Genomic DNA, 21513 nt, shown 5'->3' with positions numbered 1-21513 from the left:
TTTGAGACGATTTGGATAAGGTCTCTGCTCATCAGCGAAGCAGCAACATGGCGGCAGTCCGCAGCCGCGACACCGCTCCCGAGCTTGCCGTGCGAAAGCTGCTCCATTCAATGGGCCTTCGCTTCAGGCTCCACCGTAGCGAGCTTCCTGGGACACCGGACATCGTCCTGCCCCGTCATCGGGCCGTTGTTTTGGTGCACGGCTGTTTTTGGCATGGACATAGCTGTCCAAGAGGACGGGCGCCCACATCGAATACCGATTTTTGGCTACCCAAACTTGATCGGAACAAGGCCCGGGACGCCGAGCAAGTCAACGCATTACGCGCTCTCGGCTGGCGAGTGCTCATTGTCTGGGAGTGTGAGGTGAGAGATACCCGGACGCTTCGCAGACGCCTCGGACGCTGGTTCGGCCTGAGAGCGTGACCACGACGAGCCGGGACGTCTATCGCCTCGCCGGAACTACAACGCCCCCACCCAGTACCCCGGCCACCGTCGAAGACCACATCCTCGAAACCGGCGACGACCTCTTGAGCATCAGCGCTCATCCTCCGTTCGATCCTGACCGTGCTGGAGCGGCGGAGCGACGACATTCCCGATTGCATGGGCCTCCACACACTGCACTTGCCGTTCAAGCAGCAGATCGACCAGAACGCCGACTCGCAGCAGGCGTCGGTCTAAGGGGGGACAGGCCCGCTCACGGCGGACTGAAGTCAAACCGGCGCTAGCCAACTGGCCTCGCGCCGTCCTCGTTTTGGCACCGAGAGGCTCTGCTGCCAGAGGCCGTGATCCTCCAACAAAGTTGTCCGCTGTTCCACATCGACGTCGTTAGACCTCACAGTCTGGCTCGGCGGAACAGAGCACAATTTCGGCTGAGAGGTCGTCTAGCACACCAATCTTCCGGCGAGTGTGCGAATATTCCGAGAACAACTAAAGAACATTCTCGGGTAGACGCATGAAGAACTGGAGCGACGCAGAGTTGGCGGCGGCCGTTGACGCGTACAAGGAAATGATGGCCTGTCACGACGAAGGACGGTCGTACAACAAGCGTGAGATTTACCGCGCCCTCAGCAAGACATTCGAGCGCACCGAAAAGGCATTTGAATATCGGATGCAGAATGTCTCGGCAGTGCTCGCCGAGATGGGGAAGGAGTGGCTTCCCGGATTGAAACCCGCAGCAAACGTTGGTGCCAACGTCGGCGACCGCATTCGCAATTTGCTGGAGCATCGCGAGTCCGTGGCCAGGCAAATGCCACAAGCTACGACCCAAGCTGCAACAGCGCCGAGCTGGAAGACCTCGCAGACCAAGGTTTTCGACCGTGATCCAGAGGTTGTACGCGACGCGAAGCGCAGGGCTGGTGACGGCCGTTGTGAAGCCTGCGGCGAGCTAGGCTTCGTAACAGATGCCGGCTATTACCTAGAGGTGCATCACGTTGTGCCGCTGAATTGCGGTGGCCCGGATGCTATTTGGAATGTGGTCGCGATTTGCTCGAACGATCACCGACGGGCTCACTTTGCAAAGGACAGGGCTTCAGTTCGTGATCACCTGATTGGCATGCTAGGCCGGCTCTATCCTGATCGCCTGCACGAATTGCATGTATTCGCTCATCGCATGGATACGCTGCCGAACGTCGCTGAACAGTTGGAGTCAGATCCAAATTCCTGAGTTGGGCCATTCCCGCTATGCCCGGCGATCCGCATGGTGCCGTAGGCCATGCGGTTCACGTCGGGCTCCCTCTCCTCCTCCCCGGTGGATTAGCGGCAAGATCATTGACGCTGGCGACGTCGATAGCCACGATGCTCACGCCCAAAACTTGAGACTTCGCCCATTCCCAGCCGACAGGTGAGCATGGAGACTTACAGCGTCGCCAAAACAATGGTCGACCAGGTTTGACAGCCTATTCAATGCCATCTGACGAGCAGCGAAGCGCTATTCTCTCGTCATTCGCCTATGCACGCCTCTACGGGCGAGCCGTGGCGGGGGAGCCTTCGGGCTCGCCGGTTCGTGCATTGCCGGTCTGTCAACCCTGCCACGTGCTCGCCCACCCGGTTGACAGCGGACGGCGAGCCTCCATTACTTGTGAACGGAGGTTTCAATGCCCATCATCCCAACTCCCCAAGATCCCACCCTCGCCCAAAAACAAGCCCAACTAGCCCAAAACCTAGCCAAAGCCGACCGCGCCCTGGCCCGCCGCCTCGCCAAAACCACCCTGCCCCCACCCAGCACTCCCGTCACCCTCGAAGACCACATCCTCGAAACCAGCGACGACCTCCTGCGCGTCAGCGCCGGCCTCCGTTCCGTCCTGACTCTGCTGGACCTGCAGAGCGACGACATCCCCGATTGCACGGGCCTCCACGCCCTGCTCCTGCCGCTCAAGCAGCAGATCGACCAGAACGCCGACCGCCTGCAGACGCTTGTCTGACGGGGGGCAGGCCCGCTCACAGCGGGCCTGAAAGTAAAACGGCGCGAGCCTGCTGGCCCTGCGTCGCTCTCGTTGTGGCATCTTGAAGTGCTGCAATCCGAAGCCCTATTACTCCAGCAAGACACAGCCACTGATTGCCGCAAAGTAGGTCATCACGACAATGTGATATCAGCCTCCCGGCATAGTAGGCCCAAGTCCTGGCAGCTACTCGACCTCGGCCGACAAGCACTATCTGGAATTGGAACAGCCCATCGGCACCGGGGCGAGGGCGTCTCCGGCCAGCAATGCCCCCCGCTTCTAGCCCAATGTGATGCTATGGCCTACATACCCCCCTTCTTGCCTTGCGCACGGTCGTCAGGGCCTTCCGACCAGCGTAATGCACCTCGCCCCTATTTACAGATGGTGTTTCATTGCCGAAGAAATGGCCCGCTTTAAGTTCTCGTCAAAGCGCTCGCAGTCAAGCCTCTTTTTTACTGCCACGCCAATTACTTCGGCCCGAGTCAGAGGTAGCGCAGGGTTCGAGTATGACTTGGGGTGAATCACTAGTTGCCCATATTGTTCGGCTTCTATAAGAAATAAATCGCCCACAATTCTGCCAAATTCATGGGCGCACGTAACAACGTTGCCTGCAGCTTCGCTGATACGAGGCTCGTACAGATCCCTCACCTCTACAATCTTGGAAACCCGTTCCGAAAACCTCAGTCTTGCAGCATCGTACCGATTGGCTGCAAGACTGAAGTTCTGCGGAGTCATAGGTCCAAAAGCAGCCATATGGAAATCTGTCGCAAATTCCGGAAGGGAAACTGCACTGTGATATGCATCTTCCAGCTTGACGCGAATCACTTTGTCCGCCTCCGTGGATGCATTCACCAATTGGCCCAGTACACTTCCAAGAAGGCTTCCGACCAAGGCAAGTGTCGCTGAAATAATAGGCCACTGCAGTACTACAGCCCATTTTTTATGAGGCATTTTTGAAGATTTGTACAGAATTTTTTTTTTATCGGTTGTGATATCCATTTTCAATTTTTTGCTTATAAAGAGATGTCCTACTATATCGGCACCCCGCAGGACAATGTTTACTGGGGGAGACACATCACCTCGGCAAGATGTTCGAACCGGGCTTTCAACCAGACGCATTGCTCTGTGTTGCCTCATCTACTGGCAGCCTGAGCCACGAACGCCGGACGAGCAGCGAAGCGGTAAGTTCTCGTCTTTCGCCTACGTATGCCTCTATGCGCGAGCCGCGGAGGGAGAGCCTTCAGGCTCGCCGGCGGTACGTGCCGGTCTGTCTTCCTGCCTCGTGCTCGCCCACTCGATGACAGCGGACGGCGAGCCTCTATTGCTTACACACAGAGGTCGCTATGCAGAGCACCACCCTGCAGAGCGACGACATCCCCGATTGCACGGGCCTCCACGCCCTGCTCTTGCCGCTCAAGCAGCAGATCGACCAGAACGCCGACCGCCTGCAGTCGCTAGTCTGACGAGGGACAGGCCCGCTCACAGCGGGCCTGAAAGCAAACCGGCGCGAGACAATTGATCTCGCGCCGTTCTGGTTCTGGCACCGGTGTCGTGCTGCAAGCTGAAGCCTCAGTCTTCCCTCAAGTCCCAGCCGCTGATCGCTGCGACGGACTCACGCAACCGCATGCCCGCGCGTTGCGCCTCCAATCGCATCCAGCTCCGCCAGCACATCATCCGTCAACACAATCTCCCCCGCCCTCAAGTTCTCCCTCAAATGCCCCACCGACGAAGTCCCCGGGATCAACAACACATTCGGCGCCCGATGCAGCAACCAGGCCAGCGCCACCTGCATCGCCGTCGCTCCGATCCTTTCCGCCACCTTTGACAACCCCGCCGACTGAATCGGCGTGAACCCGCCAAGCGGAAAGAACGGCACGTACGCAATCCCCTTCTCCGCCAGTTCATCCACCAGCGCATCATCGCCACGCTGCACCAGGTTGTACTGGTTCTGCACACAGACAACTGGCGCAATCTTCTGCGCCTGCGCCACCTGCGCCGACGTCACGTTGCTCAGCCCGATGTGGCGAACCAGCCCCTGCCTTTGCAGCTCGGCCAGCGCAGTGACCTCCCTTTCGATCGAGCCTTCCGTCGGCGCATGGATATCCCCCATGAGCCGCAGGTTGACGACATCCAGCACCTCCACCCCCAGATTGCGCAGGTTGTCATGGACCGCTTGCCGGATGGCCTCCGGCTCAAGCGCCGGCAGCCACGAGGCGTCTTCGCCGCGGCGGGCGCCTACCTTGGTGACGATCACCAGGTCATCGGGGTACGGATGGAGGGCTTCGCGGATGAGCTGGTTGGTGATGTGCGGGCCGTAGAAATCACTCGTATCGATGTGGTTGACGCCGGACGCGACGGCTTCGCGTAGCACGGCGATCGCTGCGTCACGATCCTTCGGCGGGCCGAACACGCCGGGCCCGGCGAGCTGCATGGCGCCGTAGCCCATGCGGTTCACGGTGCGGCCGGCAAGGGTGTAGGTGGTGGCGGGGCGGCGAGGTTGGGATGTGGGGGACATGGCGCTCTCCTTGAGGAAGGTTGGCGCCAGTATGGTCAGGCTTGCACTGTTTGATAATCCGATCTGGATTGAATGGGCTGTTTCAAAAATTGAACAGCGCCAGCATACAACGGCTTTGTTGTGTTCGTGTGGTGGGCCGCGATGTGTCCGAAGAGGTGCTCAGCGGTTGGCCGGCAAGGGCACCTGCGGCATACGTACCTCTACACCGTTTCAACGAGATTGGTATAAGCCGCCAGATGGCCATCCGCAGTGAGCAGTCGAAGCGGCTCATGCATGGCCTGAGCGATCAGCAATCGATCAAACGGGTCGCGATGAATATCCGGCAGGTTGCGGACCAGGGCCGCATGTGCCGCGCGGACAGGGAGTTCTGTGAATCCACTGGTTTCGATTGCGGAAACAAGCTCGGTCACATTGGCGTCCAGCTTACCCAGACCTGCCTTGATCGACGCTTCCCAAATGCTTGCGCTGCTGACGAAGACCTCATCGGCGTCGGAAATAATCTTGCGCGCGGCTTTTGACAACTTGCGATCGTCAGCCACGGCCCACAGGTAGATATGCGTATCGAGAAGCAAGCGCATCAACGACCTTCAAATTCTGCAATCACATCATCTGGCAGCGGGGCGTCGAAATCGTCCGCAACGCGGATCTTTCCCTTCAAGACACCGAACCGGCGGGCCACCTTGACTCGCTCCATTGGCACCAGCCGGGCGGCTGGCTTACCGGCCTTCGCGATGATGATTTCTTCTCCTCCTGACGCGGCATCAACCAAACGGGAAAAGTTCGTCTTGGCGTCGTGGATATTGACAGTATGCATGATCGCTCCTGATGGACTTAGTCCATCTTAGTCCGATTGTCAGCGGCTGGTCAAGGCAGATGGCAGCCGAACGGGGGAAACAGCGCCGGTGTTCGTGCCGAGGTGCCGGGCGGTGAATCGCGTCCTGAGGCCACGCCCATCCTTGATGAAGGTTGGCGCCAGTATCGTGCAGCGTTTGCACTGTTTCATTTTCCTGGCTAGGCTGAGTAAGTTGTTTCAAATTTTGAACACTGGCATGGAATTCAACGATCTGGCCGCGTTCGTGTCGGTGGCCCGCGCCGGGGGCTTTCGGGATGCGGCGCGGATCAGCGGTGTCTCGGCGTCGAGCCTCAGCATCGCCGTGCGCCGCCTGGAGGCGAAGCTGGGCCTGCGCCTGCTCAACCGCACCACGCGCAGCGTCGCCCCGACCGAAGCGGGGCTGCGCCTGCTCGAGCGGCTCACGCCGCTGTTCAGCGAGATGGAGTCCGCGCTGGACGTCCTGAACGCCTTCCGCGACAAGCCATCCGGCACGCTCAAGCTGAACGTGCCGTCGAGCGCCGCGTGGACGGTGTTGCCAGCCATCCTCCCGCCGTTCCTGGAGGCCTACCCCGACATCCGCGTAGAGGTCGTGGTCGAGGATGGGTTCGTCGACGTGCTGGCCATCGGCTGCGACGCAGGCATCCGCTACGAGGAGCGGCTTGAGCAGGACATGGTCGCCATCCCGATCGGGCCACGCGTGCAATGCTTCGCGACGGCGGCAACGCCTGGCTATCTCGACAAGCACGGCAGGCTGGAGCATCCGCGCGATCTGCTCTCGCACGTCTGCCTGCGCGGACAGTTCGCCAGCGGCGCGACGCCGCCGTGGGTGTTCGAGCGCGATGGGGAGGCGTTGCGGCTGGATCCGCCGCACCGGTTGCTGATCCGGCCTGCTGCGTCGATTGACCTGGCGATCAGTGCGGCGCTGGCTGGGGTTGGGGTGATCCACATCTTCGAGGGGAAGCTGCGGCCATATCTCGAAAACGGGGCGCTGGAGCCGATTCTTGAGCCTTGGTGGCAGCGGTTCGCAGGGCCGTTTCTTTACTATCCGGGGCGAAGGCATTTGCCGGCGCCGTTGCGGGCGTTTGTGGATTTTTTGAAGGCAAAGGGAGAGCAGGGTTGAGCGCCTTGGCTGGCAGCCAGGGCGTCTGGCAATCTCTGCCACCTCCATTCTCGCGCGCTGTAGCTACAGGCCGCACTATTGAGCTTTCCATAATTCACGACAACGCCCAAATATTCGTCGTCCCCGCGCAGGCGGGGACCCAGTGACTTTTTGTCCCCCTTTCGGGGGACTTCAAAGACGCTGGATTCCCGCCTGCGCGGGAATGACAGTGGTCATTTTGATTTGTCGCGAAATAGGAAAAGCTCAATAGCAGAAAACCTTGCAGCCAGTCGCATCCGATTTCACGCAGATCAGCCGTGGGCGCGCTGGTCGAGCGCATTAGCCGCGCCGTGTTGCTGATCAGGATGCCCGACGCGATTGCGGATTCGGCCTTGGCCGGTTGCACGGCCAGGCTGCAATCGCTCAGACGCTGACCTGCGACCAGGATCGCGAGATGGCCCGGCTCGCCGATTTCGGCGCAGCTACCGGCGTGCGCGTGTACGCTTGTGCTACTCTAGGTGCACAAGTGCACCTGGACGCGGCGTTATGAGCGAAGTCAAAGAGGATAACGGCGCGGTGCTACGCGCCCTGATCGAGCAAGCCGGAATTACCCAGGCCGAAGCGCTGGCGTTGGTCAACAAGGGCCAAGCCTTTCCGATTTCCCTGTCCACCTGGAAGTCGTATCTGGCAGCACCGGACAGCGCGCGGCGACGCAATTGCCCGGATGCGGTGATCAACCATGCCAGGAAGACCATCGGGAAGCCAGCAAAACGAGTTTGAGTAGGTGCACATGTGCATCTACTATTCAGTCACTTTTGATGGAGTCAGTCATGGGTACTACCTACGAGACGGACGTGGTGGCATGGGCGAGCGAGCAGGCCGCGCTGCTGCGTGCTGGCAAGCTGTCGGCCATCGACGTTCAACATATTGCCGAAGAGATCGAGGACGTGGGCAAGGGCGAGCAACGCGAATTGGCAAGTCGGATGTCCGTGCTGCTTGCACATCTGTTGAAGTGGCAGTTTCAGCCGTCCCGCCGCAGCAAGAACTGGCAGTTCACCATTCGCACTCAGCGCAAGGAAGTTGCCTACTTTCTCAATGAAGCGCCAAGCTTGCGCGGCAAATTTGGTGATGCTGCGTGGCTCGACATCGTATGGTCGAAGGCCAGGAGCGTTGCGAGCAATGAGACCGGCCTGGACCTCGATGTATTCCCGGAAGTGTTGCCGTGGGCCATGGATGACGTTCTCTCGCAGGAATTCCTTCCTGAATGACGGAGGGGCCGACAGCGACAAGCTGTGGCGGCGGTCTTGCGCTGGCTACGGGACAGCTCAAGACAATGTGGCCAGCAACTTGATGAAGTTGCGCTTCGCGCGATAGGTCGTGCGAATCTCATCCAGTTCCCTGGTGAACTCCGTGCGCTCCCCCATCTTTGCCCTCAGGCTGCCGATGGCGCGCACGATTTCAAATGCCTCGTCATAGCGCGCATTGCGGGTGCCGCTATCTGCAGCGACCGGAAGCAGCTGTCGATAAAGCGCAATCGCGTCATGGGGATGCGTCTTGCCGCGAACAGCTGCCATCCTCGGCCAGAGCTGCGTCGAGGTCGGGCCACCCATGAAGGCGTCCCAGGCCACGTCGTTCTTGTTCTCCGAGAGGAAAATTTTGACCAGTTCGGTGCGCGTCGGCGTTTGCCAGCCATGGCGCTTCGATCGTGCCGTTGACTCCTCCTTCGTGATCAGCGCCCTGAGGTGTTCCAGTGCATGCTCGCGAACTTCATCAAGCTTGCCGGTAGCCGTAGCGACCTTCATCAATGCCGGGAACGCATCTGCCATCGGTCGCATTTCGAACCGACGCCATGCAAGCGCGTTGGCCCGGTCGAACTCCTTTCGACGCAGATAGGCATCGACACAGAAGTCGAGCAGGCGCGGGTCCACATTCGTGCCCGATTCCTTGAGGCCGCGCTCTGCCCACTCGAGCCCATCGTCCGGTCGTCCGTGCTTCACGCAAAGCTCTGCTATCTGCAGAAAGCGGTATGGACTCGACAGGTCCTTGGCGCAAATTCCAATGAGTGCATCGACGTCGCCGTCAAGCTCCGCCAGCGCTAGCATGGCTTGCTCGAGCCTCATTCGTCGCGAGTCGAATGACTGTCGAAACTCGTTGGCAGGACCAAGCACCGGCAAAGTCTCCCACGCCTCGCTGACCAGTTGCCGGTAGCGACGCAACCCGCTCTTGCCCAGAGGTTCCTCATACGCTGGCAAGACGTTGTAGAAGGTGTCCCATTCCCCCTCTGTCTGCAGGCGGAAGAGTCGCTCCGCGAGCTTTACAGGGTCAGGGCCGGTCTGTTTGCATGCGTCGAGATGGACAGATGCCAGTTCGAGGATGCCGGGCATCACCCCGCCGTTGGAATCGTCGATCTGCCCGAGACTGTTTTCCGCACCGGCAATCGCCAGTTCCGACAGTTCCACCACTTGCACCGCGTGCGGTCCTGCAAGCCTTTCACGCAACATGTCTGCCAGCGACATCAGGCCTTCTCCGTATGCGTCAGCTTCCCGCCAGTCCAGCGCTCGGGATATCCGGGTTGCCTGCCGCACAGCAGCTTTCATGCTGGGCAGATCGGTTGCCTGTGCCGTACGCGCGGCGAGCAGCAGCTTGTCGCGCAACGTGAGGTCGAGATCTGCAGCTTCCAGTAGCAGCTCCTGAAGCTCGCTCTTGTCCAGCGTCTCCACGTATTCGCGTATCAGTTCCGCATAGGTCTTACGCTTCTTGCGCGGCTTCTGCTGGGTATCCTTTTCGGCATGGAACACCTCTTCGCCAGAGTTCTCGAGCCAGGAGAGTGCAACGGATACCGCGTGCTTGCAGAAGATGCCGTCATCGCCAACGGGGCAGTTGCATACATAGGCGAGTTCACCATCATCAGCGACGGCGAGCTCGACCCGGTACGGTCGCGTGCCGCGTACGCTGGCGCGAACAGTGCCTTCGCCTTCCTCAAGACGGGATACGGCGCCGTCATGGAAATAGGCCAGGCCGCGCGCGAACGTCTTTGCGTCGGCCAGCGACTGGATTTCGTCTAGCGTGAGAATTTCAGCAAGCTTTGGTGTTTCGGACATGAAAAGGGGGGGCGTCCCATTGAAGTCACTCCGCAACGGACGGCGGACCGTCACGATGATACCTATCCGAACGCGCGAGCACCCGTGACTTGCCATTCGACTTGCACAGTGGCCTTCTGATTGAACAAGGTTTCACCAAGTTGCCGCTGTTGCGTACGGCGTCGGCACGAAGGCCGACATCGACTCACAGGCGCTGGAAGCGCAGATGGCGCCAAGGTGAGCTCCCCGCCCTAAGTATGGCCAGCGGCAGCACGATCCCGAAATTGAACAGCCCCATCGCATCAGCGCGACGGCATCGCCGGCCAGTAAGGCACCAGTTAGTGCCAGACCCCTGCGGCGCCATTTCGGACCAAAAAACGCGGATGACTTTAAGGGTATCCCTATTGATGCACGGCGTGTATTCCGTATCTTGGGAAATGGCAAAAGCGATCCTGGTGGGCACCGGCGGACTGCAAACCAGTACAAAGCGAGTCAGCGCGCCCACGATACTTCTGACGACAACACATCCGCACCGTGCGCCAGGGTCGAATCGGACTCCATTTCCCTTTATTTGAGGTGAAACCGTTGAACAACTTTTCTCCAACCAGTCGCCCTTGCGGTCACGTTCTTCATACATCACCAGACCTATATATCCTCGTCCACTATCAGCCCAGGAAAGATTCGCCAAACTACTGCCGTGTGTCGTGCGAATACCTTGACCACGAAAACTGAGGCATGCCTGCATTGATGGTGCGTTTCTCTCCAGACCAGGCGAGCAGTACCACGCCATTCCAGCCTACGAGTTTGATCCGCGTGAGCTGATATCAGATCACGGCGGCAACCTTCACTACTTCCTGCATTGCGGCTGGGGTGCCAGTGATGGCCGTCTGGTCACCCGGCGCAAGGGAAACTTGGTCGGGCTATGTTGCATGGATACGGTGGAGGTTTCGCCCGACGGCATGATCGCTATCGATTTGCGCATCGACGGCAAGGATCTCGCACGCATACGACCGCATGCGCGAGAGTGCCGGCTTGTTTGCGCACGAAGAATGCCACAGTAGGGTATTGGCCCTTGATGAGCGGCAGCGGATGCAGCATGTTGCTTGGGCCGTCGATTCGATGCCCGGCACGGTCCCGGTGGGCTGCGACATTAACCAGATGGCGATGTACGACTTTGAGGCGGCGCAGTGGCATTTCGTCCCCATCGAAGTATTCACTTCCAACACTGACGACGTGGAGCCGTAATGCCAGATATTCGCTATGCACTTCGTAACGGAGACGCAACCAGTACAGGAGGCATCCTCATCGCCACCGGCGATAGCATGTTCCATCATGGCGTGAAGGTAGGTGTTGAGGGCGATTACGCAACCTGTCCGGCTTGCAAGGCTGGCGGCCCGGTGATGAATGACTGCTATCCCGCCTTCGGTCTACATGGGAAGCAAATTCTGGTGAGCGGTGCGCGCGTCTATTGCAAGTGCGCCAAAAGGCCGGTTGTCCAGCCCTCGCAGAGCGACTTCACCATTGAGGTGAATAGATCCGGTGCTGCCGGCGAAGCGAATTCGGAATCGGAGGTTGCAACGGCTGGGCAGCTAGTTCGCAGCAATAGCCATCAATACGATCAACGGGTCCAGTTGCTCGACGAGGGTACCGGTGCGCCATTGGTCAGCCGGAAATACCGTCTGATTGGGCCAGCCGGAAGCTACGAAGGTCGTACGGATGGCAGCGGCTTTACAAACCGGGTCATGGGCGATGGTGCGGACCTGGTTACGTTTGAAATCTTCGGTGAGGATGCTTAGGCTATGCGACCTGTGAAGACGGTAAATGTCCGGTTGACGTCGATCGAGGATAGGGAGCCGGTTAAGGTCTATCTGCTGCGTCCACGTGGAACGCTCTATTGGGGCGGCGCTGGTCTTGATGGTGCCTATGTACAGCCACAGCTGGCAGCGTTTCGCGAGGCCGGCATGGCGTACTGTTTTGCCGGCCTGACGAACTCGGCGACCGCGGGTTTGCCGGATGCGCTCAAGCCAGCTGGAACCATACTGGATGCGATTCGATCGGGCTTTAGCGTGCGGTATCGTGACGATAGCGAGTGGACAATCACGAGCGGCATGGCTGCAGAGGCGCCACAATTCAACCTCATCGGATATAGCTATGGTTCTCTGCTGGCGGCACAGACGGCATGGTCCTACGCACGCGCCGGACACGTTGTTGACCATCTCGTGCTTGTAGGTTCACCGATAGACAAGGATTTTCTTTCCGGTCTTCGACAACACAAGAGCATACGAAAGCTGGTGGTGATTAATTTGACCCAATTTGGCGATCCGATCCACGCGGGCATGTCGTGGGCTGAGCTCCTCGCGTCTGCGCCACTGCTGGGAGCGCAAATGGCTGCAGGAAAGGGCGAGGGCCATTTCTATTATGCGCACGTCGTCAAAGACAGTCCGCAACGCTGGGCGAACCTCGCTCAGCGCCTGGCATCCGAGGGTTTGAGATGAGCGTCAAACCGCGGCTCGTCCGATACGTCGATCTTGTGGCTTGCCTGCTGGCGTTGGATGGAGTTGGTTACGCAATCGCCATTCTTCTGACGCCGTTCCAGCGGGGCGATCTGTATACCGGCGCGCCTGTTGTCTATCTGGGTGCCACCCTGGCTATCGCCACGCCATTGCTCTTGTTGGGGATGCTCATGCTCCTTATAGCATTCACCCACCGACATCCCTGTCGGCGCCGTTTGGTCGCCTCGTATATCGGCGGGCTCCTGTTGCTTGCGCTGGGCCTTTCGTTTGCACACGGCTGGATCGCGCACAGATTGGCGTGATCGAAATGTCCGTGACGCGGCACAGGCGCCAGCGCGGAGATGCAAGGAATATAAATGATACGAATCGTTATCCTTCCGATCCTTTTTGCACTTTCAGCATTGGCTCATGCCGACCAGAAGGTCCCCGAAGCGGTTATCGATAGCTGCCTGCTATTTGACAAGCCGTTTGATGCCTCGATTTCCATCACACCGATCGAAGGGCGCGCGCAACTGATAGACGATGTCACTGTGCCGGGCTATCAATTATTTATCCCTGCAAGTGACAGCAACAAGCTTCCCGTTGGCTATGCAACCAGTAAGCACGGAAGCAACGACTATATCTTCGTCGGCCAGCATCGCGGCTACGTCATGCGGGCGGCTGCTGTGGGAAAGTACCGACCAGCAAGAATTGAGGAACCGAGCCGTGCCGCCTTCGCGGTGCTGCGTCAGCACGGGCATCAATATGTGTGCGTGATGGAAAGCGACGGAAACGGCAGTGCTGCCTTTGTGAGGTCGGCTTTTGTAGGCCGAATCCCATCATCAAAAGGCTCCGCGCTAAAGTTGTTCTACAAGGTGGCAGACGTGAAGAGGTTCAAAGCATTCAATGACGCTCAACATTGAAAGAGCCGGTCAGTCCTCGATGTTAGCCGCCAATTCCCGCACACCCCAACCCCTCAGCCCCCACCGGCCTCCCCAACAAAAACCCCTGCCCCCGATCACACCCAATCTCCCTCAAAAACCCCAACTGCTCCTCGTTCTCCACCCCTTCCGCCACCACCGTCAACCCAAGCGACCGTGCCATAGCCACAATCGCCCGCAGAATCGCACTATCCCGCCGCTCCGCATCGATCCCAGCAAGAAACGACCGATCCACCTTCAACGTATCCACCGGCAACGTCTGCAAATACGTAAACGACGAGTATCCCGTCCCAAAATCATCAATAGCCAGACTCACCCCCCGCCGCGCAAGCTCCCCCAGCAGCGCCTCCGTCACCCCATTCCCAGTCATCGCCATGCTCTCCACCAGTTCCAGCTGGAGCCTGCCCGGCGGCAACCCGGTATCGCTCAGGATGGTGGTCAGGTCATGCAGGAACTGCTCATGCCGGCATTGCCGCGCGGAGAGGTTGACGGATATCCGGCCGAACGCGAAACCCTCTTCGATCCACAGGCGCGCCTGCCTGCAGGCTTCGCGCAGTACCCAGGCGCCGATCGGCATGATCAAGGCTGAATCCTCGGCGGTGGTGATGAACGCGCCGGGTCCCAGCAGGTCCCGTGTCGGATGCTGCCAGCGCAGCAGCGCTTCCACGCAGGCGATCTCGCCGCTGCGCAGGTCATAGACCGGCTGGTAGTGCAGGCGGAATTCGCCGGCCGCCAGGGCGTTGCGCAACTCGGTTTCGAGCGTGATGCGCTCCATGGAGGCCGCGGTCATCTGCCTGGCGAAGAAGCGGAAGTTGTTCTTGCCTTCGTCCTTGGCCTCGTACATGGCCAGGTCGGCCTGCATCAGCAGCTGCTGCGGGTCGGTGCCGTCGTCGGGGTAGATGCTGATGCCAATGCTCGGTGTCACGAACACGGTTTGTCCGTGTGTGTCGATCGGGTGCCCGACCACGCTCAGCAAGCTCTGGGCAATCTGCGCGACGTGGCGGATGTCTTCGATGTCCTCGATTACCACGGTGAATTCGTCACCGCCCAGGCGCGCGACGGTATCCGTCTCGCGAATAGCTTGCTTGAGCCGCTGCGCGATGATCTTGAGCGCGTGATCGCCCACGCCGTGCCCCATGGTGTCGTTGATCAGCTTGAAGCGGTCGAGGTCGAGGAACATCACGGCCACCCGCCTGCCGGCACGCTCGGCGTGGGCGATGGCATGCTTCAGGCGCTCGCTGAACAGGGTACGGTTCGGCAGGGCCGTGAGGGCGTCGTGCATCGCCAGGTGGTTCAGGCGCTCTTCGTCCTGCCGGCGCTGGGTGATGTCCGAAAAGATGGCGGCGTAGTGCGTGCAGTGGCCATCGGGGTTGTGGATGCCGGAGATCGACAGGTACTCCAGGTAGAGCTCGCCGTTCTTGCGCCGGTTCCAGATCTCGCCCTGCCAGCTGCCATGCTCGTGCAGCTGGCGCCACAGCGATTGATAGAAGTCGGGACCCTGCTTTCCCGAGCTCAGCAGGCGCGGGGTCTGGCCGATGGCCTCGGCCTGGGAATAGCCGGTCAGTTCCGTGAAGGCCGGGTTCACGCGCTCGATCACGCCGTTCAGGTCCGTCACCATGACGCCGTCGAGCGTGGCTTCGAACACGCGGTCGGCCAGCTTCAGGTGGTAGGCGGATTGCAGCAGCGCTTCATCGCGCTCGCGCAGCGCCTGCTGAAGCTCGTGCACGTACTCGTACTCGATATTGCTCAGGATGTCGGCCAGGCTCAGTACACCCGCCAGTTCGCCGTGGTCGTCGAGGATGCCGACATGGCGGATGCGGTGTTCGACCAGGGTCTGGCGGGCCGTGTAAAGGCTTTGCGATCGCCGCAGCGCGCGCAAGGGGCGCGTCGCGTGTTCGGCCACGGTGTCGCCCAGCGCTTTGGCGGCTGCCAGCCGGACGATATCGCGCTCGGTCAGGATGCCGTACTCGGCCGCTGGGTAGCGCACGACGATGGCGCTCAGGCCGCCGGTGCGCATGGTGTGCATGGCGTCGAGCAGGCTGGTGTCGGGTGTCACCACAACAGGCCGGGACAACTTGATCGAGTCGATTGCCCGGGTGCGCAGGAAGAATTCCGCGCCGTGACCCAGGACCAGATCGGTCTGCGAGAGCATGCCGAGCGGGCGCTCGTCGTCATCGACCACCAGGCAATGACGGATGCCCCGGTTCTTGAAATGGACGACCGCGTCGCCAAGGCGCGTGCGGCCGGGCAGGGACTGCACCGGATGGCTCATCAGCGCGCTGATCGGCCTGGACAGCGCGTCGGCCGCGTCGCCGAGCGCCAGGGCATCGCGTTCTGTCCAGATGCCGACTGCATGTCCCTGGTCCATCACGACAATCGAACTGCAGCGGCGCTTTGCCATGCTGGCGAGCACTTCACTGACGGGGGTCAGCGGCTCGCACTCCAGTGTTGATTTCGATACGAGACGTTGGATTTCGATATCCAAGGTTTGATGCGGCATGTTGCGCTCTTGTTCTCTGTGTCTTGTTGTTGTTCAGCCTACCCGTCGGCGCTCGCCAGCATAGAGGCGGGATGGGTGACAACTGTTGATGCAGATCAAGGTGGCATTTGCATGGTGTCAAATGGATACAGTGATGAGGAAGCGGAAATAACAATGCCCGCCGCACCGCCCCGGCAGTGTCTGCGGGGCGGTGCGGCGGGCATGCCGATCAACGCTAGGTGTAGTACTGCCGGTTATGCGCGGCTGCCGTGCCTCGTGAACCCAACCTGCCCGGGCTTTCGATTCGGCGCGAACCCATTCTCAGCCAGCGTCTCCGCAGCACCGTCATAGAACGTGCCGATCTTATAGATCTCCCGCGCTTCCTCCGCATTGGCGACATCGCGCCCGAACTCGCGCGACATGCGCACCAGTTGCTCGATCTGCTCCACGGTGCCCATCTTGCGGTCGCGGCGCTGGGTCCAGATGTTGTCCTCGATGCCGCACCGCACGTGCAGGCCCAGGGCGATGGCCATCATGTTCAGCGGCAGCACGTTGAGCATGGAGGTTTCCAGCGTCAGCACCGAACCATTGGGGCAGGCACGCACGAAGTTCGCCAGGTTGTAGAGGTTGGGCGCTTCAAAGCCGCCGCCGATCGCCACCCAGGTCAGGATCAGGGGCACGTTGCAGGTGCCTCTGCGCATCATCCGCTCCACCGTTTCCAGCTGCGCGATGTTGGCAAGCTGGAAGTGGGTCTGGATGCCGTTGCTGCTGAGGCGGCGGATGTGTTCCTCCACCCATTCCGGCCCGGCTGGAATGGTCATCTCGCGATAGGCGCGATAGTTCGCCGGCTCGGCCAGCGAGGTGCCGGCCACGTCGGCCGCGCACATCTGCTCGACCACGTTCATCTGGTTGGTGTTGATGGCGATCGTCACCTGGTCCGGCGTGGGCTTCAGCTCCGCCAGCATGTGGCGGGTATCGTCCGACAGCCATTTGGCGACATCACCGTCGCTCTCCGGCGCGAAGGAAATCGAGCCCCCCACCTGCAGGATCATGTCCGGTACGCGGGCGCGGATGCCGGCCAGCAGTTCGTTGAACTTGGACAAGCGCTTGGAGCCCTTGCCGTCCGCTTCACGCACATGCACGTGCAGCACGGTGGCGCCGGCGTTGTAGCAGTCCACGGCTTTCTGAATCTGTTGTTCCATGCTCACCGGAATATCTTCCGGGAAATCGGAAGGCATCCATTCCGGGCCATAAGGGGCCGCGGTAATCACCAGCTTCTGCTGGTTCTCGGGGAACAGCGAACCGTCGATGAAATCCATGTCTCTCTCCTGGGGGTAGTCGGCTCAGGCGGCCAGTGCGGGTTCGGGGGTACGGGTGTGGATGTCGCGCTCGCCAATGCCAAAGGGCTTGTCGCCGATGATGCCGGCGCGCTCCATCTTGCGGTGGCAGGGCGCGTAGTCCATCACCGCGTAATGCTGGGTGCTGCGGTTGTCCCAGATGGCCATGCTGTTGGCCTTCCAGCGCCAGCGAACCTGGTACTCGGGAATGAACGCCTGCGACACGAGGTAACGCAGCAGCTCGAACGCGCCCGGGTTGTAGTCCTGGCCGAAACGCACGTTCTCCGCCGTGTGGAAATTGGTGATGTGGGTGGTGAAAGCGTTGACGAAGAGGACCTTTTCACCGGTCTCGGGGTGGATGCGCACCACGGGGTGCTCGGGATCGGGGTACTGCTCCTTCAGTGCCAGGCGCTTTTCGATCGGCATGGCGGCACCAAAGCTGGCCTCGATGCTGTGCCGGGCGCGCAGGCCGGCTATCTGGGTCTTCACGTGCTCGGGCAGGTTCTCGTAGGCGAGAACCATGTTGGCCCACATCGTGTCGCCCCCGACGGCAGGGCTTTCCACGCAGCGCAGCACGCACCCCATGGGCGGGGCTTCACGCCAGGTCGCGTCGGTGTGCCAGGCGTTCTCGTAGCGGTCCATCGGCTGGTCCGGCCGCTTGTAGATCTGGACCAGCCCCGGGTACTGCGGGTGGCTGCCGGCTACCGGGTGATTTTCCAGGCTGCCGAATCGCTCCGCAAAAGCGACGTGCTCGGCGCGGGAAATGTTCTGGTCACGCAGGAACAGCACCTTGTGCCGCAGCAGGGCGGCCCGGATCTCGTCGAACAGCCCGTCGTCATGGATGGCATCGGCCAGGTTCAAGCCGACCAGTTCGGCGCCGATGGTGGCGGTCAGTTGTTCTACGCGCATCATGCAGCCTCCGTGCGGGCAATGACGGAAGCCGGGCATGCGGTGCGGCGCCCTGCCGGGCGATGGGAAATGCTGGTTGGGGTCACTCTTTGTCTCCTGCCGTATGGTTCGGGGTCAATCAACGCGTCTGGCGTCAGGTGAAAGTTACTGTTCGGACCAGGGCGGGACTTTTCATTGCGCGACAAGCGCATTGCGTTTGATGCCAGGGTCGGGCTCCTGGCCGCTACGATTTGATCCCCGTCAAATTTTTCGGGTCCGGCCGACACCATCCTTTCAGGCAGAGCGAGAGGGAGGGAGCAATGGAGACAAGGGTTCGCGCGGCGGCGTTGACGGGTTACTTCGACGTGGCGTCGCAATTGGGGCTGGATACGGAACCGATCTTGCGGGCAGCAGGCGTCTCACGCGCCTTGCTCGATAACCCGGACCAGCGCATTCCGGTGACCACGGTCATGATCTTGCTGGACGAGGCGGCGCGCGCAAGCGGCTGCCAGTCATTCGGCCTGCGCATGGCCGCGACGCGCCAGCTCGCGGACCTGGGCGCCATCAGCCTGTTGCTGATGCACCAGGCTACCCTGCGTGATGCGTTACGTACGCTGATCCGCTATCGCTGCCTGATGAATGAATCGCTGGCGATGCTGGTGGAGGATGCCGGCACGACAGTGATCGTGCGAGAGGAAATCGTGCTGGAGGATGCGCCGGTATCTCGTCAGGCCATCGAGCTTGCCACCGGTACGCTGCATCGCGCGTGCAGTGTCCTGTTCGGTCCGCAGTGGAACCCGTTCAGCGTCCATTTCACGCATGACGCGCCGGCCGATCTGCAGCTGCATCGGCGCATGTTTGGTTGCAAGCTGAAGTTTCACAGTGACTTCAACGGGATCGCCTGTGCCGCCGCGGATTTCGATCATCCCAACCCGGTCGCGGACCCGATGATGGCGGAGTATGCACGCCGCTGTCTGGAAGCGCAGTCAGAGGCCTGCGCGACATCCTGTGTCCTGGAGGTCCGCAAGGCCATCTATCTGCTGCTGCCCATGGGCCAGGCTTCGATTGAACAGGTGGCCCGGGGGCTGGAGATGGATGTGCGCACGCTGCAGCGCAGGCTCAAATCGGCAGGCACCGTGTTCTCCCATCAGGTCAATGACGTGCGGCGCGAGCTGGTGGTCCGGTACCTTGTCAGCGGCGGCCATTTGCTGGCCCAGGTTGCCGAGCTGTTGGGCTTTTCGATGCCGAGTTCTTTTACGCGCTGGTTCTCGGGCGAGTTCGGAGTCTCGCCATCGCAGTGGCGCCAGCGGCTGGTACATGACGGCCCACCGGCAGAAGGTCGGCGGCCGGTGTGCCTGCGGCATGGCTAGGTGATACGGGAGGCTTGCATCGGCTGCATTGACTTGACGAACTCGACGGACAGCTTCATTGGGGAGTTCATCTACTATGCAAAGGACATGGACCTTGTGGTCATGTATTAGGTGGGTCGCGTCTGCTGCGCTTCTCGCGATGATCGTACTCTTCGCGATTGACGCCCGGGAGGCGTGGCATTCACCGCAACGCTATCCGTTCGGCGCAGAGGGGCCCGTGGCCAGTCTCTGGGCGTACGCGTCGCAGCGGCACTACCTGATTGCGTCAGGACTCGCGCTCGCGGCATGCGGTCTGGCGATGATCGGAATCTGGTGGCGCCATGCGCCAAGGCTCGTACGCTGGTTATGTGTGGCGCCACTCCTTGCTGTGGTGGTGCATACGTTCCTCGAGTGGATCGTGGCGTTCGAATGAGCCGGTACGAGTGGGGCGGGCTGTCCAGGATTGCTTGCGGCGGATGCCTCTTGAGAAACCCAAGCTGAGGGCGGTGGCGCGGCGATGCTGCGCTGCGGGCAACTTCAGCATGCCGGCCAGTGCAAAGACTCTGAATCAGTCCTACAAGATCGACGTCAGGGAGGCCTTGCCAAAAGGCGGCAGGCAGGCGCTTGTGCTGATGACCCTAGTCGCCGTGGCAGTCGACGGAGTATTGGTCGTTCTCAGCATTCCTTTGATACCCATAGTAATTGCAATGTTCCGGCGCTGACATCGGTAGCCCCACCATCCCTTCGGAGGTATCGCCGTGCATGGCTGGCGGGGCCGCCTTCCAGGGATGCAAGACTGCGGCATTCAGGCTGCTTCAGCATCAGGAGCAATTGGCTTGTCCACAAGCGTCCCGACGGATGTCTCAACTCCAACATATGTCGGAGTCCTGTTCCAGACCATGTGGGCACTGTTCAAGTCCCGCTTCACTCTCGCCAACCGCCGACCTTACGCGGCCTTTGAAACCCGAGCCCTCATAGAGACATGGGAGTATCGGCCAGCCAACGTGCTGTGACCGGAGCGAAAGCGCAAGCAGCACCTCTCCGGCGTGCTGGCAAGAAACGAAGTGGAGCGAGACTATGCGTACAGGGCCGCTCCTTCCTCCCGGATCCACATCGAGCAGCGCCTGTGCGTCTGACAGACAGGACGGCGCGGTGCTGGGAGCACTCCCCGCCAACGTTGCGAAGTCATCCGGGCTTCTCTGTGTACCTACTGCTGCGCGCATGGCAGTGCAGCCCACCACTCCACGTGGGGCGTGGCTGGCGGAATAGCAGGTTCACTGTCATTTCCGTTGCTGTGCGGCTTTCATCGCCGCTTGCGTTTCATCAGTCAGATTAGATGACCGCATGCTGATGCCCTACATCACGGATCTGCGTGAATGCAACTGTGACCGGCATGGTGTTCGTCGCCCACCGTCGATCACTTGGGATTGACGTTCAGGACGCTTCCCGAGGCCATGTCTTCACTTTCCAGTGCTGAGCATCAACCGGGGCTATTACGCGTTGACAAGGTTCAGGGCGGTAGCTAGAGTCTTCGAAAACTAAATGATATATTCATTCAGTAAAAATATACATTTTGCTGGGCCGAGAACTCGTTGCACGATGACGTCCCGAGGTTTCCGACTATTGCGTTTGCGGCGCGGAAGCCCCATGAGACCCTGGAACTTACATGCAAGCCACCAAGCGGCAGGGCACCTGGGAAGGTGATGCGCGGTGAATGGGGACCGTGAGAGTTCGACGCCCGTAAGAGCAATTCTGATGTTCATCCAATGAACAAGCAGGTTCTCGAGAGCGTAGGCCGAGTGACACTGATTTGGCGCGAATCGTGATGCTACCCGTTGGTGAATCGCGGTTCGCGCATGCTTCAAGACCAATCAGTTCTTGCCGACGATCATAGGAAAACCGACGGTCTTGTACTGCCTTGCCAAGAGCGACCTGGCCATCGTGCTGCTGCGCTCCCGCGAGGTCTACGAGATCAAGAGCAGACCTGGGTATGGCGAACTGAGCAACCCCATCGGGAGCGAACTTCGCGACGAAGTTCTGACCGCCAAGAAGGGATAGGAGACG

Annotated in this window: 24 protein-coding genes and 1 pseudogene; 17 read left to right on the top strand and 8 right to left on the bottom strand. The window is 60.4% G+C overall.

All coding sequences use genetic code 11. The features are described 5' to 3' along the window. Positions 1–11: 11 nt before the first annotated feature. The 4 genes from LDO29_RS12390 (at position 12) to LDO29_RS12375 (ending at position 2419) form a co-directional block, all read left to right on the top strand. Positions 12–422 (top strand): very short patch repair endonuclease, encoded by a 411-nt coding sequence (locus tag LDO29_RS12390; protein ID WP_224080085.1) that lies wholly within the window; start codon positions 12–14, stop codon positions 420–422. A 177-nt stretch (positions 423–599) separates the two neighbouring features. Further along, entirely contained in the window at positions 600–677 is a 78-nt protein-coding gene (locus LDO29_RS28345) for a hypothetical protein (RefSeq protein WP_253074123.1), read from the top strand. A 274-nt stretch (positions 678–951) separates the two neighbouring features. Next, positions 952–1662: an HNH endonuclease signature motif containing protein gene (locus tag LDO29_RS12380; RefSeq protein ID WP_224080084.1), complete on the top strand. Its 711-nt coding sequence runs from the start codon at positions 952–954 to the stop codon at positions 1660–1662. A gap of 430 nt (positions 1663–2092) precedes the next feature. After that, positions 2093–2419: a DUF1484 family protein gene (locus tag LDO29_RS12375; RefSeq protein WP_224080083.1), complete on the top strand. Its 327-nt coding sequence runs from the start codon at positions 2093–2095 to the stop codon at positions 2417–2419. Between the two features lie 393 nt (positions 2420–2812). Here the strand turns inward: LDO29_RS12375 and LDO29_RS12370 are convergent, their stop codons facing one another. Continuing rightward, entirely contained in the window at positions 2813–3436 is a 624-nt protein-coding gene (locus tag LDO29_RS12370) for a hypothetical protein (protein WP_224080082.1), read from the bottom strand. A 344-nt stretch (positions 3437–3780) separates the two neighbouring features. Between LDO29_RS12370 and LDO29_RS12365 the strand changes: the two genes are divergently transcribed. Beyond that, complete coding sequence (locus tag LDO29_RS12365) at positions 3781–3900, top strand: DUF1484 family protein (RefSeq protein WP_224080081.1); 120 nt, start codon at positions 3781–3783, stop codon at positions 3898–3900. 149 nt (positions 3901–4049) lie between these two features. Here LDO29_RS12365 and LDO29_RS12360 read toward each other — a convergent pair whose 3' ends face one another. The 3 genes from LDO29_RS12360 to LDO29_RS12350 all read right to left on the bottom strand — a co-directional run bounded on the left by LDO29_RS12360 (position 4050) and on the right by LDO29_RS12350 (position 5766). Next, complete coding sequence (locus LDO29_RS12360; RefSeq protein WP_224080080.1) at positions 4050–4952, bottom strand: aldo/keto reductase family oxidoreductase; 903 nt, start codon at positions 4950–4952, stop codon at positions 4050–4052. Between the two features lie 200 nt (positions 4953–5152). After that, the gene (locus LDO29_RS12355) at positions 5153–5530 is read right to left on the bottom strand and encodes a type II toxin-antitoxin system VapC family toxin (protein WP_224080079.1); all 378 of its coding nucleotides are present in this window, start codon (positions 5528–5530) and stop codon (positions 5153–5155) included. Further along, complete coding sequence (locus LDO29_RS12350; protein WP_224080078.1) at positions 5530–5766, bottom strand: type II toxin-antitoxin system Phd/YefM family antitoxin; 237 nt, start codon at positions 5764–5766, stop codon at positions 5530–5532. The genes LDO29_RS12355 and LDO29_RS12350 overlap by 1 nt, the downstream gene beginning before the upstream one ends. Before the next feature lie 235 nt (positions 5767–6001). Between LDO29_RS12350 and LDO29_RS12345 the strand changes: the two genes are divergently transcribed. The 4 genes and pseudogenes from LDO29_RS12345 to LDO29_RS12330 all read left to right on the top strand — a co-directional run bounded on the left by LDO29_RS12345 (position 6002) and on the right by LDO29_RS12330 (position 8151). Beyond that, positions 6002–6904 carry a LysR family transcriptional regulator gene (locus tag LDO29_RS12345; protein WP_224080077.1) on the top strand — a complete coding sequence of 301 codons (903 nt, stop codon included), beginning with the start codon at positions 6002–6004 and terminating at the stop codon, positions 6902–6904. A gap of 287 nt (positions 6905–7191) precedes the next feature. Beyond that, positions 7192–7391 (top strand): annotated as a pseudogene (locus LDO29_RS12340) (IS30 family transposase); the annotation flags it as partial. Positions 7392–7429: 38 nt separating this feature from the next. Next, positions 7430–7663 (top strand): hypothetical protein, encoded by a 234-nt coding sequence (locus LDO29_RS12335; RefSeq protein ID WP_224080076.1) that lies wholly within the window; start codon positions 7430–7432, stop codon positions 7661–7663. A gap of 50 nt (positions 7664–7713) precedes the next feature. Beyond that, positions 7714–8151: a DUF29 domain-containing protein gene (locus LDO29_RS12330; RefSeq protein ID WP_224080075.1), complete on the top strand. Its 438-nt coding sequence runs from the start codon at positions 7714–7716 to the stop codon at positions 8149–8151. Between the two features lie 57 nt (positions 8152–8208). On the opposite strand, the gene LDO29_RS12325 is transcribed toward LDO29_RS12330, so the two are convergent. After that, the gene (locus tag LDO29_RS12325) at positions 8209–9984 is read right to left on the bottom strand and encodes an SWIM zinc finger family protein (protein ID WP_224080074.1); all 1776 of its coding nucleotides are present in this window, start codon (positions 9982–9984) and stop codon (positions 8209–8211) included. A gap of 993 nt (positions 9985–10977) precedes the next feature. On the opposite strand from LDO29_RS12325, the gene LDO29_RS12320 reads away from it, so the two are divergent. From LDO29_RS12320 to LDO29_RS12300, 5 genes are read left to right on the top strand one after another with little or no spacing between them, the layout of a single operon-like run. After that, on the top strand, positions 10978–11208 hold the full coding sequence (locus LDO29_RS12320) for a hypothetical protein (RefSeq protein ID WP_224080073.1): 231 nt from the start codon (positions 10978–10980) through the stop codon (positions 11206–11208). Further along, complete coding sequence (locus tag LDO29_RS12315; RefSeq protein ID WP_224080072.1) at positions 11208–11759, top strand: PAAR domain-containing protein; 552 nt, start codon at positions 11208–11210, stop codon at positions 11757–11759. Before LDO29_RS12320 ends, LDO29_RS12315 begins: the two co-directional genes overlap by 1 nt. A 3-nt stretch (positions 11760–11762) precedes the next feature. Continuing rightward, a complete protein-coding gene (locus LDO29_RS12310; RefSeq protein ID WP_224080071.1) occupies positions 11763–12458 on the top strand; it encodes a thioesterase domain-containing protein in 696 nt (231 codons plus the stop codon). Next, positions 12455–12778 (top strand): hypothetical protein, encoded by a 324-nt coding sequence (locus LDO29_RS12305; protein ID WP_224080070.1) that lies wholly within the window; start codon positions 12455–12457, stop codon positions 12776–12778. The genes LDO29_RS12310 and LDO29_RS12305 overlap by 4 nt, the downstream gene beginning before the upstream one ends. Positions 12779–12832: 54 nt before the next feature. Next, a complete protein-coding gene (locus LDO29_RS12300) occupies positions 12833–13378 on the top strand; it encodes a hypothetical protein (protein ID WP_224080069.1) in 546 nt (181 codons plus the stop codon). A 22-nt stretch (positions 13379–13400) separates the two neighbouring features. On the opposite strand, the gene LDO29_RS12295 is transcribed toward LDO29_RS12300, so the two are convergent. From LDO29_RS12295 to LDO29_RS12285, 3 genes are all read right to left on the bottom strand, one after another. After that, entirely contained in the window at positions 13401–15896 is a 2496-nt protein-coding gene (locus LDO29_RS12295) for an EAL domain-containing protein (protein ID WP_224080068.1), read from the bottom strand. A gap of 233 nt (positions 15897–16129) precedes the next feature. After that, positions 16130–17194: a BKACE family enzyme gene (locus LDO29_RS12290; RefSeq protein ID WP_224080067.1), complete on the bottom strand. Its 1065-nt coding sequence runs from the start codon at positions 17192–17194 to the stop codon at positions 16130–16132. 24 nt (positions 17195–17218) lie between these two features. Beyond that, positions 17219–18121, bottom strand: a complete 903-nt coding sequence (locus LDO29_RS12285; RefSeq protein ID WP_224080333.1) for a TauD/TfdA dioxygenase family protein — start codon at positions 18119–18121, stop codon at positions 17219–17221. Between the two features lie 299 nt (positions 18122–18420). Between LDO29_RS12285 and LDO29_RS12280 the strand changes: the two genes are divergently transcribed. The 3 genes from LDO29_RS12280 (at position 18421) to LDO29_RS12270 (ending at position 21507) form a co-directional block, all read left to right on the top strand. After that, positions 18421–19470, top strand: a complete 1050-nt coding sequence (locus LDO29_RS12280; RefSeq protein WP_224080066.1) for an AraC family transcriptional regulator — start codon at positions 18421–18423, stop codon at positions 19468–19470. Between the two features lie 139 nt (positions 19471–19609). Next, positions 19610–19882 carry a hypothetical protein gene (locus LDO29_RS12275; protein WP_224080065.1) on the top strand — a complete coding sequence of 91 codons (273 nt, stop codon included), beginning with the start codon at positions 19610–19612 and terminating at the stop codon, positions 19880–19882. Positions 19883–21357: 1475 nt separating this feature from the next. After that, positions 21358–21507 (top strand): hypothetical protein, encoded by a 150-nt coding sequence (locus LDO29_RS12270; RefSeq protein ID WP_224080064.1) that lies wholly within the window; start codon positions 21358–21360, stop codon positions 21505–21507. Positions 21508–21513 lie beyond the last annotated feature (6 nt).

The organism is Cupriavidus laharis, assembly GCF_914271435.1.
Lineage (GTDB): Bacteria > Pseudomonadota > Gammaproteobacteria > Burkholderiales > Burkholderiaceae > Cupriavidus > Cupriavidus laharis.
Note: the sequence above shows the minus strand (reverse complement) of the source record. Positions and strands in the feature narration are given on the sequence as shown.

What these genes read in the sequence shown, in the direction of transcription:
- LDO29_RS12345 (WP_224080077.1), top strand. Translation starts at nt 6,002, where the DNA reads ATGGAATTCAACGATCTGGCCGCGTTCGTGTCGGTGGCCCGCGCCGGG.
- LDO29_RS12305 (WP_224080070.1), top strand. Translation starts at nt 12,455, where the DNA reads ATGAGCGTCAAACCGCGGCTCGTCCGATACGTCGATCTTGTGGCTTGC.
- LDO29_RS12335 (WP_224080076.1), top strand. Translation starts at nt 7,430, where the DNA reads ATGAGCGAAGTCAAAGAGGATAACGGCGCGGTGCTACGCGCCCTGATC.
- LDO29_RS12365 (WP_224080081.1), top strand. Translation starts at nt 3,781, where the DNA reads ATGCAGAGCACCACCCTGCAGAGCGACGACATCCCCGATTGCACGGGC.
- LDO29_RS28345 (WP_253074123.1), top strand. Translation starts at nt 600, where the DNA reads ATGGGCCTCCACACACTGCACTTGCCGTTCAAGCAGCAGATCGACCAG.
- LDO29_RS12360 (WP_224080080.1), bottom strand. Translation starts at nt 4,952, where the DNA reads ATGTCCCCCACATCCCAACCTCGCCGCCCCGCCACCACCTACACCCTT.
- LDO29_RS12315 (WP_224080072.1), top strand. Translation starts at nt 11,208, where the DNA reads ATGCCAGATATTCGCTATGCACTTCGTAACGGAGACGCAACCAGTACA.
- LDO29_RS12370 (WP_224080082.1), bottom strand. Translation starts at nt 3,436, where the DNA reads ATGGATATCACAACCGATAAAAAAAAAATTCTGTACAAATCTTCAAAA.
- LDO29_RS12320 (WP_224080073.1), top strand. Translation starts at nt 10,978, where the DNA reads ATGCGCGAGAGTGCCGGCTTGTTTGCGCACGAAGAATGCCACAGTAGG.
- LDO29_RS12300 (WP_224080069.1), top strand. Translation starts at nt 12,833, where the DNA reads ATGATACGAATCGTTATCCTTCCGATCCTTTTTGCACTTTCAGCATTG.
- LDO29_RS12275 (WP_224080065.1), top strand. Translation starts at nt 19,610, where the DNA reads ATGATCGTACTCTTCGCGATTGACGCCCGGGAGGCGTGGCATTCACCG.
- LDO29_RS12325 (WP_224080074.1), bottom strand. Translation starts at nt 9,984, where the DNA reads ATGTCCGAAACACCAAAGCTTGCTGAAATTCTCACGCTAGACGAAATC.
- LDO29_RS12375 (WP_224080083.1), top strand. Translation starts at nt 2,093, where the DNA reads ATGCCCATCATCCCAACTCCCCAAGATCCCACCCTCGCCCAAAAACAA.
- LDO29_RS12295 (WP_224080068.1), bottom strand. Translation starts at nt 15,896, where the DNA reads ATGCCGCATCAAACCTTGGATATCGAAATCCAACGTCTCGTATCGAAA.
- LDO29_RS12330 (WP_224080075.1), top strand. Translation starts at nt 7,714, where the DNA reads ATGGGTACTACCTACGAGACGGACGTGGTGGCATGGGCGAGCGAGCAG.
- LDO29_RS12310 (WP_224080071.1), top strand. Translation starts at nt 11,763, where the DNA reads ATGCGACCTGTGAAGACGGTAAATGTCCGGTTGACGTCGATCGAGGAT.
- LDO29_RS12350 (WP_224080078.1), bottom strand. Translation starts at nt 5,766, where the DNA reads ATGCATACTGTCAATATCCACGACGCCAAGACGAACTTTTCCCGTTTG.
- LDO29_RS12285 (WP_224080333.1), bottom strand. Translation starts at nt 18,121, where the DNA reads ATGCGCGTAGAACAACTGACCGCCACCATCGGCGCCGAACTGGTCGGC.
- LDO29_RS12380 (WP_224080084.1), top strand. Translation starts at nt 952, where the DNA reads ATGAAGAACTGGAGCGACGCAGAGTTGGCGGCGGCCGTTGACGCGTAC.
- LDO29_RS12355 (WP_224080079.1), bottom strand. Translation starts at nt 5,530, where the DNA reads ATGCGCTTGCTTCTCGATACGCATATCTACCTGTGGGCCGTGGCTGAC.
- LDO29_RS12280 (WP_224080066.1), top strand. Translation starts at nt 18,421, where the DNA reads ATGGAGACAAGGGTTCGCGCGGCGGCGTTGACGGGTTACTTCGACGTG.
- LDO29_RS12290 (WP_224080067.1), bottom strand. Translation starts at nt 17,194, where the DNA reads ATGGATTTCATCGACGGTTCGCTGTTCCCCGAGAACCAGCAGAAGCTG.